This window comes from Streptococcus ferus DSM 20646, from assembly GCF_000372425.1.
GTDB classification, from domain to species: Bacteria; Bacillota; Bacilli; order Lactobacillales; family Streptococcaceae; genus Streptococcus; species Streptococcus ferus.
Window position 1 is genome coordinate 105,484 of the sequence record NZ_AQVD01000006.1, and the last position, 19,244, is coordinate 124,727.

A 19,244-nucleotide genomic window follows, 5' to 3' on the forward strand; every position below is an offset into this window, starting at 1 on the left:
TTAGATCTATCTTATCATCTTTCAAAGACTTTGGATAATAGCTTTTTTCTATCATCGTCATAGGAAAATCTTATCAGTAAAAGGCTTTTACCAGCTCATGATAGCAAGAGAACGTTTAATCCACCTTAAGGCAAAACGCATCCCACGGCCCCAAAACCATATTGTTTAGGGTTTTTGGTGTGGTGCAATTAGCAATTACTGTTTCTTTGATGGCAAAAGCAGCTGAAAAAGGCTGCGGCGTATCAGAGAGATTAACGGCAATCAAATAACTCTCCTCTGCTGTCTGGCGCAGATAGGCAAAAACGGCATCTGCTGTTTCTAAGAGCTGATAGTCGGCATCGATCAGCCAGTCACAGTCTTTCCTCAAGGAAATAAGCTTTTGATAGGTATAAAAGATCGAGTTGGGATCCTCCAAAGCAGCCTGAGCATTGATGGTTTGATAGTTGGGGTTGACAGGCAGCCAAGGCTGACCGACACTAAAACCAGCATTGCTGCTGCTATCCCACTGCATTGGGGTTCTGGCGTTATCACGGCCGACCATTCGAATGCTGTCTAAGATGGTCTGGTCTGACGTCCCTTGCGCCTGTGCTTCCCTGATATAGTTTAGTGCTTCTAAATCATTCAGTTGATGAAAATGCTCAAAAGGAAAATTGGTCATCCCCAATTCCTCCCCTTGGTAGATATATGGCGTCCCTCTCATTAAATGCAGCAAAATGGCAAATGCCTTGGCAGACTGTTCGCGGTACTGGCCTGTATTTCCCCAAATAGAGAGAACCCTAGGGAGGTCATGGTTATTCCAAAACAGTGAGTTCCAGCCGTCCTCAAGTCCAAGTTCTGTCTGCCATTTGGATAGGACCTGCTTAAGCTTTGGAACATCTAGACTGACGACATCCCATTTGCTTTGACCTTCCTTATGCTGCAAACCGATATGCTCAAACTGAAAAACCATGGATAATTCCTGACGCTCTTGTTTCGAATAAAGCTTGGCAATCTCAGGACTGGCTCCCCATGTTTCGCCTACGGTCATTAAATCTTTGTCAAGGAGGCTAGCCTGATGCATTTCTTGGAGATAATCATGGAGTTTAGGTCCATTGCTGCCAATTTTTTGGTCAGGGAGCTTACCAATCATGTCAATCACATCCATCCGAAAACCGCTGATACCCTTGTCAATCCAAAATGTCATCATCTCATAAATTTTTTGACGCAGTTCCTGATTCTCCCAGTTGAGATCGGGCTGCTTTTGGCCAAAAAAATGAAGGTAATACTGTCCAGATGAGACGTCGTATTCCCAAGCTGACCCACCAAAGATTGATGCTAAATCGTTTTTCTCCTCTCGCCAGATATAATAGTCACGCTTAGGACTCTGCGGGTCTTTTTTAGCCTCTACAAACCAAGCATGTTCATCGGAAGTATGATTGACCACCAAGTCCATAATAACGGCAATTCCTCTATTTTTAGCTTCTCTTAGCAGCTCTTCCATATCTGACATATCGCCAAAAATCTCAGCGATAGCTTCATAATCTGAAATATCATAGCCATTATCATCCATGGGGCTCTGGTAAACCGGCGACAGCCAAATGGCGGTAATACCAAGTTTCTCTAAGTAGTCCAGCTTTGAAAGGATTCCTTTTAGATCGCCAATGCCATCTCCATTAGCATCCATGAAGCTGCGTGGGTAGATTTGGTAGACTGTTGCTTGATGCCACCATTTTTTCTGCATGATATAAACTCCTTTATCATTCTTTCTTCAAGTATTCAACGCATGCGTATACGCAATCGCTTGCATAAATATTGAAAAGAAAGCCGCCCGAAGGCGAGCTTTCGGCTATTTTTACCGGACAATTCTCGGCCACGGCCAGAAAGGCCTTGAAGCATTTGATAGACTGTCTTTTCATAGATTTATCCTCCACAGTCTGGGAATAAACTGTGAAAGGTGGGAAATAGACAAACAAACGAGACACTCGTTACTTGGTAACGATATTGACGAGTTTGTTTGGAACCACAATCACCTTCACAAGATCCTTGCCAGCAATTTCAGCTTGGATTTTCTCATTTGCCAGAGCCATGGCTTCTAAGTCTTCTTTGTTGGCATCTTTAGGAACCAGCAGTTTTGCACGTACTTTTCCTTTAATCTGGAGGACAATCTCCACTTCGTCCTCTACCAGCTTGCTTTCGTCATAGCTTGGCCACGCCACATGAGAGATGGACTCTTGACTGCCTGTTACCATCTGCCAGAGTTCCTCACCCAAGTGCGGGGCAAATGGTGCCAGCAGCTGGATGAAGCCCTTGGCGTATTCGACATAGAGCTGGTCTTCCTTGTTGGCAGCATTGACAAAGACCATGAGTTGGGCGATGGCGGTATTGAATTTGAGCCCTTCGATGTGCTCGCTCACCGTCTTGACGGTTTCATGGTAAACCTTGTCCAAATTGCCACTGTTCTCTGCTATTAGCTCCTTGCTGGTCAGAAGACGGTAAACCCGATCGAGGAATTTACGAGCCCCTTCCAAACCTTCTTCAGACCAAGCGATAGACGCATCCAGCGGCCCCATGAACATCTCATAAACCCGCAGGGTATCAGCTCCGTACTGGTCGATAACATCATCTGGATTGACCACGTTTTTCAGGGATTTGGACATCTTGGCTGGCGCCTGTTCCAGTTCTTCGCCAGTTTCGACATGGAAGAAGGAGCCAGCCCGTTTTTCCACCTTATCGGTCGCAACCAAAGCCCCACGGCCATCACGGTAGCTGGTTCCCAAAATCATCCCTTGGTTAAAGAGTTTTTGGAAGGGTTCCTTGGTTGGAACGACACCGATATCATAGAGGAACTTGTGCCAGAAACGAGCATAGAGGAGGTGAAGAACGGCATGTTCGGCACCGCCGACATAGATGTCAACTGGCAGCCATTGTTTAAGCAGGTCTTCGTCAGCCAATTTCTCGTCGTTGTGTGGATCGATATAGCGCAGGTAGTACCAGCTTGATCCTGCCCATTGCGGCATGGTGTTGGTCTCACGACGCCCCTTGACCCCATCTTCGCGGGTCACTTCTAGCCAGTCCGTCAGGTTGGCAAGTGGCGACTCACCAGTGCCTGAAGGCTTGATGTCAGAGGTCTTTGGCAAGACCAGAGGTAATTCATTTTCTGGAACAGCTGTGGATGTCCCGTCTTCCCAATGGATGATTGGAATGGGCTCACCCCAATAACGCTGGCGGCTGAAAAGCCAGTCGCGGAGGCGGTAGGAAATTTTTTCCTCACCCAAGTCCTTTTCTTCCAGCCAGCTCACCATCTTGGCAATGGCATCTTCCTTGTTGAGACCATCTAGGAAGTCTGAGTTGATATGGGGACCGTCTTCTGTGAAGGCCGCCTCTGCTACATTGCCACCTTCCAGAACGGGAATGATCTCCAAATCAAACTGTTTGGCAAATTCCCAGTCACGCTCATCATGGGCAGGAACGGCCATGATGGCACCTGTTCCGTAGCTGGCTAGGACATAGTCGGCAATCCAAATTGGAATTTCTTTACCATTGACAGGGTTGATAGCGTAGGCTCCTGTCCAGACACCTGTCTTGTCTTTGGCAAGGTCTGTACGGGCCAGGTCAGATTTGAGAGAGGCTTGGCGCTTGTAGTCGGCCACTGCTTCTGCCTGGTCTGGCGAGGTAATGCTGTCAACCAAGTCATGCTCAGGGGCCAAGACAGCGTAGGTCGCCCCAAAAAGGGTGTCTGGACGAGTGGTGAAGACGGTAAAGTCCTTGTCGGTGTCCTTGATTTTGAAGGTGACATTGGCACCGGTTGACTTACCAATCCAGTTGCGTTGCATGTCCTTGATAGACTCTGGCCAGTCGACTTCTTCCAAATCATTGAGCAGGCGCTCGGCATAGGCTGTGATTTTCAGCATCCATTGGCGCATAGGCTTGCGGACAACGGGATAACCACCACGCTCTGAGGTTCCATCAGGAAGGACCTCTTCATTAGCAATGGCTGTTCCCAGTTCCTCTACCCAGTTAACAGGCACTTCAGCTTCATAGGCCAGGCCCTTTTCATAGAGCTTGGTGAAAATCCACTGGGTCCACTTGTAGTAGTTGGGGTCTGTTGTGTTGATTTCACGGTCCCAGTCGTAAGAAAAGCCAAGGGCGTTAATCTGACGCTTGAAAGTAGCAATATTTTGGGCTGTAAAGTCTGCCGGGTCATTGCCTGTATCCATGGCGTACTGCTCCGCTGGCAGACCAAAGGCATCCCAGCCCATGGGATGAAGGACATTGTATCCCTTGGCCCGCTTGTAACGGCTGAGGATGTCGGTCGCAGTATAGCCCTCTGGATGGCCTACGTGCAGACCCGCACCAGATGGATAAGGGAACATATCCAGGGCATAAAACTTAGGTTTTGAGGCATCTGTTCCTGTTTTAAAGGTGTGATGATCCGCCCAAAAGCTCTGCCATTTTTTCTCAATTGCTTTGTGATTATAGTAAACCATTAGATTCTCCAAAATATAATATCGTTTTTATTATACCATTTTTTAGCTTTAGGACTGAAAAAATTCTAAAGAAAGATAGGTGAAACCACCTATCTTTTACTTTTAGGCTTATAAGTATAGGCTTTCAGAAAAGCTTCGATAGAAGAAGGAATGGCTTCATCAGCTTCCAAAACCTCAATGTCTTCGGTCATTTTTTCAATGGCTCCTTCTTCGTTGGTCGCAGTCGACATATCCCGATAAATCATCTTTCCTTTCGACTTAACCAAAAGTGGCTCCTCCATAAAATTAGGATCTTCCTCTTTGGTAATCTTTTTTTCAAAGATGACCTTGTTATCCACAGCCTTTACAGACGCAAATTTAACCGTTACCGACCTTAGGCGTTTAAAATAATAGCTGTCGCCTTTTCGAACATAACTTCCTTCAATAAAGATTTTGCTAGGGTAGACTTCTTCAGGATAATTATCGATCTGGGCATCTTCCAGTTCTTGCTGTGTGTAGTCACTGTCATCAATCAGCATCACCCAGCGGTTGTCTTTTAGGAGTTTGAACCTGTCGTAAGCGTCATAAGTCTTGCCAATGGTTAGTGATGATACGGGCTTTTCTTCGGAAAAACACAAAATCCAATAGGCAGCACCGCCAAATAAGAACAAGACAACTGCAAAAATGGCTAAGCACCCTGTTTTTCGTTTCGATGTCATGACTGGCTCCCTTCAACTAATTTCTTATAGGCCTCAATCTCGGCTTTGACACTCTGATACATACTGCGTCCCTTGAACGCATAAACACCTTTGCTATTGAAATAACTATCGGTCCAGCTGCTCCGGCGCTTCTTTGAGAACGGCTGCCCAACCTTATTGGGAGCCTTATAGGCGATACCATTTTTTTTCATGGAATTCCGCCTAAATTGAGGGTCATGTGTCTTTGTCGGATAGACGTCCAGATAACGATGCTGTCGGTTGTTCTCACTGGCATAGTTAAAGCTGGCACCGTTAATAACGCCATTTTCATTTGTCCCTTCAGGATCTAATTCATTGACAAAATGCCCTTCATTATCCAGAATAAACTCCGTGTAAAAATGCATCACGATTTTAAAATTTACCCGTCTTTTGCCATCGGGAAGATATTTTTGAACACGGTTGATATTTCGGCTATCAATTGCCAGTTTATTATGCAGGCGTGATGACTCCCCAAACTGGTAGTCGTAATAATAGTCCGAATTGCTGACGCCTATCTTTTCTAACAGTGTATTTGCCTCATCCAAATCCCTCATGTGATGTGCCAGAGCCTGAGCATCCGACATGCCTTGTTTTCGGTAATTGTCCCGAACCCACTGAGCCTGCTGAGCAGATATAACATAGCGAAACTGGTGAAGCTTGCGCTCCAGAACCCCGCCTTTGGCAAAACTGAGTTTAGGATAGGCGACTCGGACAGCCTTGGAAAAATCTGACCAAAAAGAATCATCTGGGCTAAGTTCTTTAGAAAAACGGCTAAGCAGCTGTTGGGTTTCTTCTTTGGTGCCGGATAAGTCATCCGGCAGAGCAACCGTTGTAACAGCCATTTTTAGCAGACGTTTGGCATTGGTCGGCTTCAGTTTTTTAGCATCAATCCCCCATAAAGCTTGGAATACTTTGCTTCCAAAAAGCTGACTGTCAGTCAGACGCTTGGTGAAGAGCTGGCCAAGCTGACTTGAGGCTACCTTTTTATCAGGCTTCTCCCACAATACCTGAACAATCGCCTGGTCGCTCCACCCTTTCTGCCTCAGTTCTTCTCTTCCCTTCTCCAGTATCAGTTTTAAGTCTGTTTGCTGCTTTGCTGTCAGCTGCTGGGGGAAGGTTCTGATATAAGCAGCCGTATCTCTAGGAAACGTGAGCGCCTTTTGACGCTTAGATGCCGCTACCATCTGCTGCACCGTTCCATCTGACAATAAACCGCCTGCCGCTATCAGACAAGCTAGAATGATAAGGAAAACCTTGCGCTTTTTCATAATCTTATTATAACAAAAAGAGGTCGGCAAAAATGTCGTCTGTCAAAAAACAGATAAAAAACAGATTCGCTATCCGAAGAGCTAAAAAGGGCTGAACAAAAGTCTCTAAATGACTTTCTGTCCAGCCCTATCTTTTAGGCCTTATAGTTCAGCAATCTGATACAATTCTAATTCAGCGGCTGTTTCACTGCCAAACATATTGATCATAATCTTCACCTTATTATTTTCAATTTCGATGACACGCCCTTCTTGCCCCATGAAAGCACCGTCAATAATTCTAACCACATCACCCGGTTTAATATTGGTGTCAATCACATCAACCGTTTGACCCATAGACAACAAAATAGCCCGGATTTCCTCTTCAAGAAGAGGGGTCGGTTTTGAGCGGTTACCATGTGAGCCGACAAAACCAGTCACGTTTGGCGTATTACGAACAACAAACCAAGCCTCATCCGTCATAACCATTTCAACCAAAACATAACCTGGGAAACGATTTTCCTCAATCTCTTTTGACTTGCCGTTTTTTTCCACGTTAACCGTCTGAGTCGGAATTTCTACCCGTAGGATATTCTCCAGCATATTATAAGTCTGCGCTCTCTGTAAAAGATTCTCCTTAACCTTATTTTCATAACCAGAGTACGTCTGCAGAACAAACCAACCTTTATCAAAACTATCTAACATCTGCTTTCCTTTCCTCAATAAAAAAGCCTTGCTGGCTTTTGGTGTTTTTCTTGTCTTTATTATATCACAAAGTCTAAAAAAGGAAAGGGCGAGCCCTCTCCTTATTTATTTTTTCCTTAAAAGCGGTTCAAAAGATCAACCAAACCTAATCTCAGCAATTTATCAAAGAGATAAATCAAGAGGGTAAAAAAGGCTGAATACTCTAAAATCGAGATGAAATCATGCCATGCTTGCTTGCGCGTCGGCCATGTGGTCTCTTTTAAAACTGTAAAAACGCCTCCGATAAACTTCACCTTATCTTCTCCTATCGTGTTTCTTTATGCAAGGTATATCGCTTGCAATATTTGCAATATTTATTAACTTCCAGCCGTTTGGGTCTGGGATTGCTGCTGACTCCAATCGAGTAATTGCGCGATCCGCACTCTGCACAGGCTAGACTTGCTTTTTTCTGTGCCATACTGCCTCCGTAAAGTCCATTCTAACATGATTGAGAATTTCTTGCAAGCTATCTGAAGTAATCCACAACCCCGTCCCAGATCTCTTTGGCCTTATCAACAATTCCTGAATCATCAACGGCCTTTTGGATATCATTTTTTGCCTGATTGGCTTGTTCTTGAATGCTGTCAATAATGCTTTGGGAGTCGCTGTTGGTCTGGCTGGAACTGTCAGTCGGTTTATAAACCGAATCAATCCCGTCTGCTGAATAGGCATTTTCCACCTTAAATTGGCTTCCCTTTGTATAAGGCAAGATATAGCTTGCCTGAGTACTAAAGATGTAAGAGGCCGTTCCTGCACTGGAGTCGCTCAGATAGTGGCTTTCGTCTGTCTTGTTAAAGCCGACCCACTGGCTGATGACCACATCGGGTGTATAGCCGATGACCCACTGATCGCTGGCTAAATTGGCATTGAAGTCTGTTTCAGTTGTTCCCGTTTTTCCGGCCAAGGTATAGCCGTAGACATTGGCATTAACCCCTGTACCATTTGAGAAGGTTCCCAGCATCATGCTGGTCATTTTGTTCGCAACGGACTGACTGATAATCCGTTTGGCATTTTGGGTAAATTTTTTGACAACCTTACCATTAGCAGTTTCGATTCTCTTAATCAGATGAGCCTTAGGCATGATTCCTCCATTGGCAAAGGTCGCATAGGCCTGAGCCATTTCTAAGGGGTTGGTGGTGACACTGCCTCCCAGAGCGACCCCGAGTTCTTTAGGAACATTGTCCATATTCAGACCAAATTTTTTCCCGTAACTAAAAGCTTTGTTGATGCCCAGCTGGTCCAGCGTATAGACGGCCGGAACATTATAAGAATTAGCCAGAGCCTGATACATGGGCAAATCTTCCGTCTCAATCCCCCCATAATTACTAGGTTTGTAGCCGTCAAAGTCACGGACGGTGTTGGGCAACAGTTTATCAATGGACCAGCCTGAGGCAACCGCCGGAGTATAGACAACCAGTGGTTTTATGGTAGAACCCGGGCTTCGGTTTGACTGTGTAGCGTAGTTGAAACTTCTAAAGGTGACATCCTCGGTTGAATTGACACGACCGACTAAACCTCTGACACCGCCCGTTTTCGGATTCATAGCCACACTAGCGGCCTGAGCACTTGTTCCGTCCTCTGCTACTGGAAAGAGACTGTCCTCATCGAAGGTAATCTGCATACCGCTTTGGTAATTTTGATCCAGTTCGGTATAAATTTTATAGCCGTTATTTACAATATCTTTCTCGCTCAAGCCATAAACAGACTTGGCTTCATTAATAACCGCATCAAAATAGGAGGGGTATTTGTAATCATCATCCTTAGCAACATAGGTGTCACTAAGACGATTGGCCATACCAATAGATTTAGCCTCATCAGCTTCTGCCTGACTAATCTTGCCCGCATCAACCATTACCTGAAGGACAGTATCACGTCGATTCGTAGCATTTTCAATGGAATAAAGCGGATTGTAAATCTCTGGCCCCTTCAACATACCAGTTAAGGTGGCGGCCTCATCCAAGGTCAAATCCTTGGCAGATACCCCAAAATACTTTTGACTGGCATCTTCAATCCCCCAAACACCATTTCCGAAATAGGAATTGTTCAGGTACATAGTCAGGATATCGTCTTTACTATATTTTTTAGTTAGTTCAAGCGCCAAGAAGAACTCTCTAGCCTTACGCTTAATGGTTTGTTCCTGACTAAGATAGGCATTTTTGGCCAACTGCTGGGTAATAGTCGATCCGCCTCCGAAACGACCAAAAGTCAAGATTGCCAGAAGATAGCGGCCATAGTTAATACCGCTGTTTTGGTAAAAGGTCCGATCCTCTGTCGCAATAACAGCATTTTTCATATTGTCTGAAATAGCATCGATTTCGACATAGGTCCCTTTTTGCCCATAGAGCGTGCCTGCCTGCTCCCCTTTTCGGTCATAGATGACCGTTGTCGCCTTTAAAGCCTCCTGAAGACTGCTGACATTGGTCGTTTTAGCCAGATAAAAGAGGTAAGAACCCGTCATGAGGACAAAGGCACTAAAACCAATCAAGAGAATTTTTCCGACGTTATAGCGTCTCCAATAACGTCTGATGGGATTGTTTTTAGAAAGCTTAAAGCGGTTGATAAAAGACTTGACCGATCCATCTTCCGTCTCCGTTGACTGGCTGCGCTGATAAGTGCTGGAACTTCTTTCCTGCTCAGCAGCCTCACCTTTTTTTCCGCATCAACTTCCAAGGTATCATTTATCGCCTCATTTTGCTGAGGTAAAAATTTTTTCTTTAGTAATTCTAATAGCTTCATACAACTTATTATATCAATTTTAGGTCAAAAGGGCATAAAGGAAATGTCTTTTGAACAGATCAGCTGGGAAATACTGACACCTTAAGCCTTTTCGTTACTGTCAAAAATGCTATAATACAACTATGACTCTGATTGTAAGATTTACCAATCCTTATTCAGCCAAAACGGTTAAGGAGCTGCTAGAAGAGGACTTGCTTATTCCTCGAAAAATCCGCCATTTTCTGCGCACCAAAAAACACATCACCATTAACGGCAGTCCAATCAACTGGCAGAGCCCTGTCCAAAAAGGAGATTGGATTGAAATGGTTTTCGATGACCAAGATTATCCGCCTAAACACCTCCCATTCGGTGACAAACGCCTGGTAGACTGTCTTTATGAAGATGAACATCTCATCGTCGTCAATAAACCTGAAGGCCTGAAAACTCACGCCAACCAACCCTATGAAATAGCCCTACTTAATCATGTATCGGCTTATGTGGGGCAGACTTGCTATGTCGTTCACCGGCTGGATATGGAGACCAGCGGGGCTATCTTATTTGCTAAAAACCCTTTTATATTGCCTCTTTTAAACCGACTTTTAGAAGATAAACAGATTCAACGTCGTTACTGGGCTTTAGCATCTGGGCACTTTCCCCAGAAAACAATGATTTATAGGGATAAAATTGGACGAGACCGCCATGACAGACGTAAACGAATAGTTGACCCCAAAAAAGGACAGACAGCCCATACCCGTTTGACACTGCTGAAAGAATACCCCGCTGCCAGTCTGGTAGACTGCGAGCTTAAAACAGGCCGAACCCACCAAATTCGCGTCCATCTGGCTCACCACGGTCACGCCATTATCGGTGACCCTCTCTATCACCTGAAAAAAGGGCAGCGGCTGATGCTGCATGCTCATGAGCTGGTTTTTAAACACCCGTTAACACTTGAACAAATCCGCATTCAAGCACCCTCTAAAAGCTTTGAAAATGGACTCCCTAAATAGGGAATCCATTATTTTTTAGTGAGACTCAGACCTGTTTCTGGACTGCCGTCGGTATTACCCGACTTCCAGTAAACGGTCGTGAGCGTTGAACCATTGAGCCTCAGTCCATAAACATAGGCATCATTAGCCCCAATATCATCTAGGACTGTGAAAGCCGCCTTGTCCCCTGACTCAAAATGATAGCGGTAAAGACCGTCCGAAAGCTCTTCAGCCTGACTGACCTTAGCTGTCTTAGTCGAATCTTCTTTCTTCTCATCCTTGTAATCAATTTTCTTCGTAACCGTGCCATCACTAGTCAGACTGATGGTAATGGTATCCCCATCTTTTTTGGTCTCCCAAGTGCCTACCAGTTCTTCTGGAATTGGATCTGGACGTTTAACTTGATTATCTTCGGCAATGAGTTGATGTTCCTGATGGCCCGATTTCGCAATCTGAAAGCCTGAATCAGTCCTTTTAAGCTGCAACTGACCGCTGTAGGTTTGAATTAGATTCCCCGACGTTTTCTTATCCTTGTCTGTCGATTCGTCATAATAATAAGTGTAGCTGACAGAATAGCCTAACTGATAAGTTTTGAGCCCTACCTGATTAAGAGAGGTCAAGCTTGGGGCCGATATTGTCAGGCTGCTTGGTTTCCGACTATCCAGCTGCGTTTTTTGCTTGATGGATTCTTTAAGAGCCAGGTAAAAGCCATTACTGCTGCCATCTTCAAATGTTGCGGCCAAGTCAGAGGCATCCTGACCTGATGTTGCAAATGTTGAGAACTTACTAAAAGCCGCTTGCAGCAGCTGGTTAGCTCCGGCTTCATCTAACACACCTTCCGCATCTAGCTGCAGAACAGCCCCATCGGTCACATTTTTCATGGCTTCTTTTGAACTGCTTAATTTCCCATCTGAAAACGTTTTGCGAACATAGACAGAAACCGATTCATCTGCCGGGTAATCACTCACTTGGTATTCCCCATTAGACAGAGAGGCAATCCGTTTCTTGCCAAAGTAGAGGTCTCCATCTTTGAGATTGCTCCTGACGGTAAAGTTTTTAAAAGAAACAGATAAATCAATGGTCTTATCCTTGCCATTATAGGCCTTGCTGAGTTCAACAGCCTTGCCATTATGCTGGCCGTCAAGACTAAAGGTATAGTCTGCCGTAGGCAGATGATCAACCGTATAGGTGTAATTATCCGAATCGCTGGTTGCTATTTTTTTCTGATTCAACAAGATATCAACCCCAGAAAGGTTGGTTTTTACTGTCAGAGACAGAGGTTTCAAAGCAATCCGATAATCCGGAAAAATCCCAAACCTGCGTCCCACACTTTTGAGGTACATATTATCTTTAGGGGTTGCTGTCAAAAGTTTAATCCGGAGTTCTTCTTGTTTGCTTTTGCTGGTCACCGGAGAAAATTTGGTATAGCTTGCCTCGTCACTGGCAATTACCTGATTGGTGTCATCCCAAACCAGATATTCTTTAATATCCTCGAATTTGACATTGGACTGAGATCGAGCCGTCAGATAGCGATCAAGCACACTAGATTTTGAGAAAAAATAACCGCCCCAAAGACAAAAAAGCAGCAAAAGAATCCCAAATCCTGCTAAAGGATAGGCAATTTTCTTCTGTTGCAATAGTTTTAAAACACTTTTTTTAAGGGATAGAAGGTAGGGTTTATAGTTCTCCATCCAAAAACCTCTTCTTTCGCATGATCTTTTTCATTATAGCCTTTTTCTTTTTAAATATAATGACAATTAGATAACAAGTTAACAAAGTAAAAAACGACCCCTAGGGGTCGTTTTTACGTTAAAAGCAGTTTACATCATACCGCCCATGCCGCCCATCATTGATGGATCCATAGCCGGTGCCGGAGCTGTTGGTTCTGGGTGATCCGCAACAACCGCCTCTGTCGTTAAAATGAGACTGGCAACAGAAGCCGCATTTTGTAGAGCAGAACGACTAACCTTAACAGGGTCAATGATTCCTGTTTCAATCATATCAACCCACTGGCCGTCTGCTGCATTAAAGCCTGTTCCGACCGGACTGTTTTTCAGTCTGTCAATCACAACAGAACCTTCATAACCAGCATTTTTGGCAATCTGGCGAACAGGCTCTTCAAGTGCCCTTAGAACAATGTTCCGACCTGTTGCATCATCACCTTCTAATGCCAGAGCAGCGACCTTGTCAAGGACATTGACGAAGGCAGTGCCTCCTCCAGAAACAATCCCTTCTTCAACCGCAGCTCGGGTAGCATTAAGAGCATCTTCGATACGGAGTTTCATTTCTTTTAATTCCGTTTCAGTCGCTGCACCAACTTTAATGACCGCAACACCGCCAGACAATTTAGCCAAACGTTCTTGTAATTTCTCGCGGTCAAAATCAGATGTTGTTGTCTCTAATTGAGATTTAATGAGATTAACACGATTTGCAATGGCTTCTTTTTCGCCTGACCCCTCAACAATCACGGTTGAATCCTTGTCCACAGTGATACGTGCTGCCTGTCCAAGAGCAGACATATTTGCATCTTTGAGTTCCAAACCAAGATCTTCAGTAATAACTGTGCCGCCTGTCAAAATCGCAATATCTTCTAACATGGCTTTACGACGGTCACCAAAGCCCGGAGCCTTGACAGCCACCACATTGAAAGTGCCGCGAATCTTGTTAAGCACAAGTGTCGGCAGAGCCTCACCATCAACATCGTCAGCAATGATAAGGAGCGGGCGGCTGGTCTTCAGCACTTCTTCCAAGAGTGGCAAAATGTCTTGAATATTGGAGATTTTTTTATCTGTAATGAGGACATACGGGTTCTCCAGATCTGCCACCATTTTTTCATTGTCGGTTACCATGTATTGAGAGAGATAGCCACGGTCAAACTGCATGCCTTCAACAACCTCAAGTTCGGTCTCCATACCACGGGATTCTTCGATAGTGATGACACCGTCATTGCCAACTTTTTCCATCGCTTCAGAAATGTAATCACCAACCTTTTCAGATCGTGATGAAACCGCAGCAACCTGAGCAATAGCTTCCTTATTGGCAACCGGCTGCGCAATCGCTTTTAATTCGTCAACAGCTACTTTTACCGCTGCCTCAATACCGCGACGGATACCGATTGGGTTAGCTCCTGCTGTGACATTTTTAAGGCCTTCACGGACAATGGCCTGCGTTAGAACAGTTGCCGTTGTGGTTCCGTCACCAGCAATATCATTAGTTTTCGAAGCAACTTCTGATACCAGCTTAGCCCCCATATTTTCAAAATGGTCCTCTAATTCAATTTCCTTGGCAATCGTCACCCCATCATTGGTAATTAAAGGCGAACCGAAAGATTTTTCAAGGACCACATTACGCCCCTTAGGACCTAAGGTGACTTTGACAGTATCTGCCAAAATATCAACGCCTCGCACCATACTTTCACGAGCATCTGCTGAAAATTTTATATCTTTTGCCATTTTCTTTCCTCTCTTCTATTTTACAACGGCCAAAACATCGGCCTCACGGATAATCAGTAAGTCTTGGCCATCTTCTTTAACAGGAACACCTGCCAGTGCATCAACCAAAACAGTTTCCCCTTCTGTTACACTTGGAGCAATTAAATCACCGTTTAGCGAACGGATTCCCTCGCCAACAGCCAGCACCTGTGCTTTTTTCGTTTTGTCCTGACTAGCTCCAGCTAAGATAAAACCGCCTGCGGTTTCTTCTTTTTCTTCTATCGCTTTAATGACCAAACGGTCGCCTAATGGTTTTAACATAAGATACCTCCACAAGATTTTTAGCACTTATAGACATAGAGTGCTAATCACAATTATTATTTTATCACTTGGTCAAAAATAGTCAAGAAAAAAGTCACCTTTTCGCCCAAGAAAAAAATCCTGGCTAATAACCAAGATTTTTCTTTTACTAACCAAGAACCAAGGCATCGTCTGTTAGAGCCTGACCGCTGTTTTTATGGAAGAGATCCATGAGCTGAGCCACAGTGAGGTTCTTTTTTTCTTCACCTGAGATATCCACCACGATTTTACCGTGGTACAGCATCACTAAACGATTGCCATACGTAATCGCATGTTCCATGTTATGGGTAATCATCAGCGTTGTTAAGCCCTGCTCCTCTACAATTTTCTTGGTCAGACGCATAACCATTTCGCTAGTCTTCGGATCAAGGGCTGCTGTATGCTCATCTAGCAGTAAGAGTTTGGGTCTGACCAGAGTCGCCATGGCAAGCGTCAACGCCTGACGCTGTCCTCCTGACAGAAAGGCCGCATCCGTTTTAAGACGATTTTCCAGACCCAAATCCAATTCTGCCAAAGCCGCTTTAAAGATTTCGCGATCCTTATCCGTGACCGCTTTTTTAAAGAGATGCCGCTTCTTCCCTCTCAAGTAGGCAATGGCCATGTTTTCTTCGATGGTCAGATTAGTCGCCGTTCCCATACGAGGATCTTGAAAGACACGGCTGATATCCTTGGCACGCTGAGAAACAGCTGTTTTTCGGATAGACTGTCCTTCTAGTAAAATATCTCCCTCATCAATCGTTACCGCTCCAGAGATACTATTTAGAAGAGTGGATTTACCGGCACCATTGCCCCCAATAATGGAGATAAAGTCGCCCTGGTTAACCTCTAAGTCCAAGCCTCTGAGGACATGGTTTTCATTGACTGTCCCTTTTTCGAAGGTTTTATGAATCTGTGATAAGGTCAGCAAAGCCATCTAGTTTTCCTCCTTTATCAAGGATTTGCTCGGTTTAATACCTAATTTCCCTCTGATTTCAGGGATATAGAGGATAATCGCTAATAAGGCCGCCGATACCAGCTTGATCATCTGAGCATCGATATTAGTGGTCAGAATCAGCACAATAACCAAACGATACAAAATTGAGCCTAAAACAATTGACATGAGACGTTTGCCCAGAGGCAAATACTTAATAATCACCTCAGCCAGAATAATCGAAGCTAGGCCAATGACAATCGTTCCTACTCCCATATTCAAATCAGCATAGCCATTGTTTTGAGCCAGCAGGGCACCCGAAAGCGCAATTAAACCATTGGACAGCATATAGCCGAGAATCTTCATCCGGTCAATCTTAATCCCATTAGCCTGTCCCATATCCACATTATCCCCCGTCGCCCGCAGGGCAAGGCCGATTTGGGTATTTAAAAGCAGGTAGAGCACCAAGATGACGAGGCTGACAAAAATCGCCCCTAGCAGCAAAACTGCCCCTGTCTTACTAAAACCTAAATCCTGAAACAAGGTCACTAGTGTTGTTTCTGTGGTGAGCGGCAGGTTAGAACGGCCTAAAATCAGCAAATTAATTGAATAGAGACCTGTCAATGTGATAATCCCTGTCAAGAGGGCTGGAATTTTCATCTTGGTATGCAAAAATCCGGCGACCAGACCAGCCAGCATCCCGCCCAGCATCCCGCCAAAGGTTGCGAGGAGGGGATTGATCCCTTTTACAATTAAAAGGGCACAGACCGCCGCTCCCATAGGAAAGCTTCCCTCTGCAGAAAGGTCCGCAATGTCTAAGATGCGGAATGTCAGATACACACCAATGGCCATAATGGACCAAAGCAGGCCTTGAGACAGGCCCGATAAAAGAATGTCAACCATAACTGTTTCCTTTAAACTTAATGTCTGTTTTTCTAGTTTTCCTTGATACTGCTCACATCAACACCTAAGGTTTTAGCCATGTCGTCATTGACAACAACCTTAAGCGCTTTAGGGTATTCAGCAGGAATTTCCTTGGCTTTTTTACCTTTCAGAATTTTAAGAGCCTGCTGGGCTGTCTGACGGCCTAGCTCTTCATAATCTGTTCCGTAAGAAAAGAGAACACCTTTAGGAACCATATCTGCTGATCCTCCGACAACAGGAATTTTCATTTCTTTGGACAGCTCAGACAAGAGGGTCACCGAACTGGCAATCGTATTATCTGTCGGCACAAAGAGAACCTCTGTCTGATCCATCAGGCTCTTAGCAGTGTCTTGAACATCATTGGTTGAGGCAATTCCTTTAACAACCGTTTTGATTCCAGCCTTTTTGAAAGCCTTCTTAGCAGCCTCAACCTGAACTTCCGAATTGCGCTCACTTGTGGTGTACATGATGCCTACTTTCTTTAAGTTAGGCATAACCTTCTGAAGGAGTTCCACCTGTTTGTTTATCGGAGACATGTCGCTGGTTCCAGTTGCCAGACCCCCTGGCTTTTTCATGGTCTTAACCAAGTCAGCAGAAACCGGATCTGTAACGGCTGTAAATAGAATCGGTGTCTCTGAGCTAGCTGCCACCAATGACTGAGCTGCCGGTGTCGCAATCCCTAGCACAAGGTCATTATCCTTGACTAGCTTTTCAGAAATGGATTGAAGGTTTGACTGATCTCCCTGACCATTTTTATAATCTATCTCAATTTTATCGCCATCTTTGTAACCTTCTTTTTCCAGCTCATCAATAAATCCCTTGCGGGCAGCTGTCAGTGATTCATGCTCCACATACTGTAAAATCCCAATATGCTTAACCCCTTTGCTGCTGTTAGATGTATTGGCACAGCCAACCAGCAAAGCACTGGCAAGCCCTAAGCCTAATACCGTTTTCCAAATACTTTTCATCATTTCTTTCTCCTTAGTAGACATCTTTTGAAAACAAAACCAGCCAGATAGCTAGCTACCGACTGGTTGACAAAATCAAAACCTTTTGCAGCCAGTCAGACTTTTTCATCTAATCGGCTTTTGAACAATCCTGCTTTAGCTTCATAGATACAAACGAATCTTTGATGATGTTTGCATCCACAGGGCTACAAACATCTATCTAAAGAAACTAAAGGTATAGGACTTCTTTACTTCTTCAGTTAGTCTAGACGCTTGTGGCAACATTACTCTTCTCCTTGTTTTCAATTGTTTTTAATATACTCTTATTTATCAGAAAAGTCAATAGTATTTGAAAAATTCTAACACTTACAGCAAGACTCTAAAAATCCCTGCCGGTGGAGATTAGACCTGCAGGGAGAGTTGTTTTATTTGGTGCTTGTTTTTAACTTCTGTATCAGTCTGTTATGGAGGCAAAATAATCATCAATCTCTTCCCCTTCAAGTATCCTTTCTTTCTTCCCTTGGGAAGAAAAGATTCCTTGCGGCAATTCAATAACCTTCAATTCTTCAATGTCTTTGCGATAGAGTCGTTTAGTATAATAAAATTTATCCGTCCGCTCAAAACCGAGCTTTTCTGCCAGTTCCTTTTCCTCCAAATCAAGAAAACTAAGGATAATCTCAAAATAATCTTCAGAAATTGCTCGAGGATTTAAGGCCGTAAAGAGATGAAACCACCGACCCTTATACTTTAACTCGTAAGAGAGTTCATAAAGATAGTCTAGGTCGCGTTCATCGAGTAATCTGACAAAGTGATCTTTATGCAGGTTACCAAGGACATCTACATACTCCACAAATCCTTCTGATTTTTTATCACTGCCAATTCTAATTTTTCCTTGATAACGACTTGCTTGAAATAAGTTACCCTTAAATATAGCTTTCATTGTCATTATACTCCTTTATTTTCTTTGCATCCATGTATTAAACTCACCATCATACATATACTGTTTTAACAGACTACCTGACTTACTATCATAAACACCGATTGTATCCCCATGCTGATAGTGATAGTTTGCTCCTTTTCGCAGCTCGTATTCTGGTAAGACAATCTCTTTAGAACCTGTAAAGCCACGCCCTGTAAACGGGTATTCTCCCACTTTAGGTTCTCGTAATGGAATATCCAGTCGCATCTTAGAATCTAAGGTAAAATTGATCTTGGCATAGGTGTCATCAGCACCTGGACTATATGGGGTATTCTGATAGTCGAGACGGTTGCCTTCAAACACTTCATCCAAAGTTTTCAAACTAGCCGAATGAGAATCAACCGATACAAAACCTGAAACAGTGTTACGCTTACTATCTGGTGCCACAATACCCTCGACATATTTAGCAGGAATAACCTTGGCCATCTTTGTTCCTGATTCTGGCAAACCAATTTGTACACGAACATCTCTAACAATACCTATCTGTTTTGGAGATAAGACAGAATCGGCATCGGTCAGGTTCAAGAAGGACTTAGAAGTGGTGCCATTCTGCTTGAGAATGGCCTCAACAGAAGTTGCTGTTTTATCTGTGGAGAGCTTAACTTTCGGAACAGTCACACTGGCCTTAGTGACTCGAGACAGACTGCGCAGCTGGTCGAAATCCGTTTTGGCATTAACCAAGGCTAGCGTAAGCGTCGTTCCGCTCTTCACCCATCCGTAGTTTTTAGCCATTGCCGCTGTTCCCTTAGAGACAGTCTGCCCTGTAAAAGGATCCTTGCCTGTCCTCTTGATAAAACCTGCGTAATCTTCCATAAAGGTCTG

14 protein-coding genes and 2 pseudogenes are annotated in these 19,244 nt (G+C 44.2%); 1 reads left to right on the forward strand and 15 read right to left on the reverse strand.

What is annotated here, in order from left to right; genetic code table 11:
* Nucleotides 1-115: 115 nt before the first annotated feature.
* From A3GY_RS0108585 to pbp2a, 8 genes and pseudogenes are all read right to left on the reverse strand, one after another.
* On the reverse strand, nucleotides 116-1,720 hold the full coding sequence (locus tag A3GY_RS0108585) for a glycoside hydrolase family 13 protein (RefSeq protein ID WP_018030998.1): 1,605 nt from the start codon (nucleotides 1,718-1,720) through the stop codon (nucleotides 116-118).
* Nucleotides 1,721-1,964: 244 nt separating this feature from the next.
* On the reverse strand, nucleotides 1,965-4,466 hold the full coding sequence (leuS, locus tag A3GY_RS0108595; RefSeq protein ID WP_018031000.1) for a leucine--tRNA ligase: 2,502 nt from the start codon (nucleotides 4,464-4,466) through the stop codon (nucleotides 1,965-1,967).
* Nucleotides 4,467-4,555: 89 nt separating this feature from the next.
* On the reverse strand, nucleotides 4,556-5,164 hold the full coding sequence (locus tag A3GY_RS0108600; RefSeq protein WP_018031001.1) for a hypothetical protein: 609 nt from the start codon (nucleotides 5,162-5,164) through the stop codon (nucleotides 4,556-4,558).
* On the reverse strand, nucleotides 5,161-6,450 hold the full coding sequence (locus A3GY_RS0108605) for a DUF3114 domain-containing protein (RefSeq protein WP_018031002.1): 1,290 nt from the start codon (nucleotides 6,448-6,450) through the stop codon (nucleotides 5,161-5,163). The genes A3GY_RS0108600 and A3GY_RS0108605 overlap by 4 nt, the downstream gene beginning before the upstream one ends.
* Before the next feature lie 141 nt (nucleotides 6,451-6,591).
* Complete coding sequence (gene nusG, locus A3GY_RS0108610; protein WP_018031003.1) at nucleotides 6,592-7,131, reverse strand: transcription termination/antitermination protein NusG; 540 nt, start codon at nucleotides 7,129-7,131, stop codon at nucleotides 6,592-6,594.
* A 116-nt stretch (nucleotides 7,132-7,247) separates the two neighbouring features.
* On the reverse strand, nucleotides 7,248-7,424 hold the full coding sequence (gene secE, locus A3GY_RS0108615; protein ID WP_018031004.1) for a preprotein translocase subunit SecE: 177 nt from the start codon (nucleotides 7,422-7,424) through the stop codon (nucleotides 7,248-7,250).
* A gap of 11 nt (nucleotides 7,425-7,435) precedes the next feature.
* Nucleotides 7,436-7,588 carry a 50S ribosomal protein L33 gene (gene rpmG, locus A3GY_RS10160; protein ID WP_081601045.1) on the reverse strand — a complete coding sequence of 51 codons (153 nt, stop codon included), beginning with the start codon at nucleotides 7,586-7,588 and terminating at the stop codon, nucleotides 7,436-7,438.
* Between the two features lie 48 nt (nucleotides 7,589-7,636).
* Nucleotides 7,637-9,721, reverse strand: a pseudogene (pbp2a, locus tag A3GY_RS09815) (penicillin-binding protein PBP2A); the annotation flags it as partial.
* A gap of 307 nt (nucleotides 9,722-10,028) precedes the next feature.
* On the opposite strand from pbp2a, the gene A3GY_RS0108625 reads away from it, so the two are divergent.
* Nucleotides 10,029-10,892: an RluA family pseudouridine synthase gene (locus A3GY_RS0108625; protein WP_018031007.1), complete on the forward strand. Its 864-nt coding sequence runs from the start codon at nucleotides 10,029-10,031 to the stop codon at nucleotides 10,890-10,892.
* An 8-nt stretch (nucleotides 10,893-10,900) separates the two neighbouring features.
* On the opposite strand, the gene A3GY_RS0108630 is transcribed toward A3GY_RS0108625, so the two are convergent.
* The 7 genes and pseudogenes from A3GY_RS0108630 to A3GY_RS10350 form a co-directional block, all read right to left on the reverse strand.
* Complete coding sequence (locus tag A3GY_RS0108630) at nucleotides 10,901-12,562, reverse strand: zinc ribbon domain-containing protein (RefSeq protein ID WP_018031008.1); 1,662 nt, start codon at nucleotides 12,560-12,562, stop codon at nucleotides 10,901-10,903.
* A 129-nt stretch (nucleotides 12,563-12,691) separates the two neighbouring features.
* Nucleotides 12,692-14,323 (reverse strand): chaperonin GroEL, encoded by a 1,632-nt coding sequence (gene groL, locus A3GY_RS0108635; protein WP_018031009.1) that lies wholly within the window; start codon nucleotides 14,321-14,323, stop codon nucleotides 12,692-12,694.
* Between the two features lie 15 nt (nucleotides 14,324-14,338).
* Nucleotides 14,339-14,623, reverse strand: coding sequence for a co-chaperone GroES (groES, locus tag A3GY_RS0108640; RefSeq protein ID WP_018031010.1), 285 nt, complete (start codon nucleotides 14,621-14,623; stop codon nucleotides 14,339-14,341).
* Nucleotides 14,624-14,771: 148 nt separating this feature from the next.
* Complete coding sequence (locus A3GY_RS0108645; protein WP_018031011.1) at nucleotides 14,772-15,575, reverse strand: ABC transporter ATP-binding protein; 804 nt, start codon at nucleotides 15,573-15,575, stop codon at nucleotides 14,772-14,774.
* A pseudogene (locus tag A3GY_RS10560) lies at nucleotides 15,576-17,464 on the reverse strand (ABC transporter substrate binding protein).
* Nucleotides 17,465-17,897: 433 nt separating this feature from the next.
* Nucleotides 17,898-18,383: a hypothetical protein gene (locus tag A3GY_RS0108660; protein ID WP_018031012.1), complete on the reverse strand. Its 486-nt coding sequence runs from the start codon at nucleotides 18,381-18,383 to the stop codon at nucleotides 17,898-17,900.
* Nucleotides 18,384-18,398: 15 nt separating this feature from the next.
* Nucleotides 18,399-19,244, reverse strand: an 846-nt coding sequence (locus A3GY_RS10350) for a hypothetical protein (RefSeq protein WP_162137985.1), incomplete at its 5' end; no start/stop codon positions are given.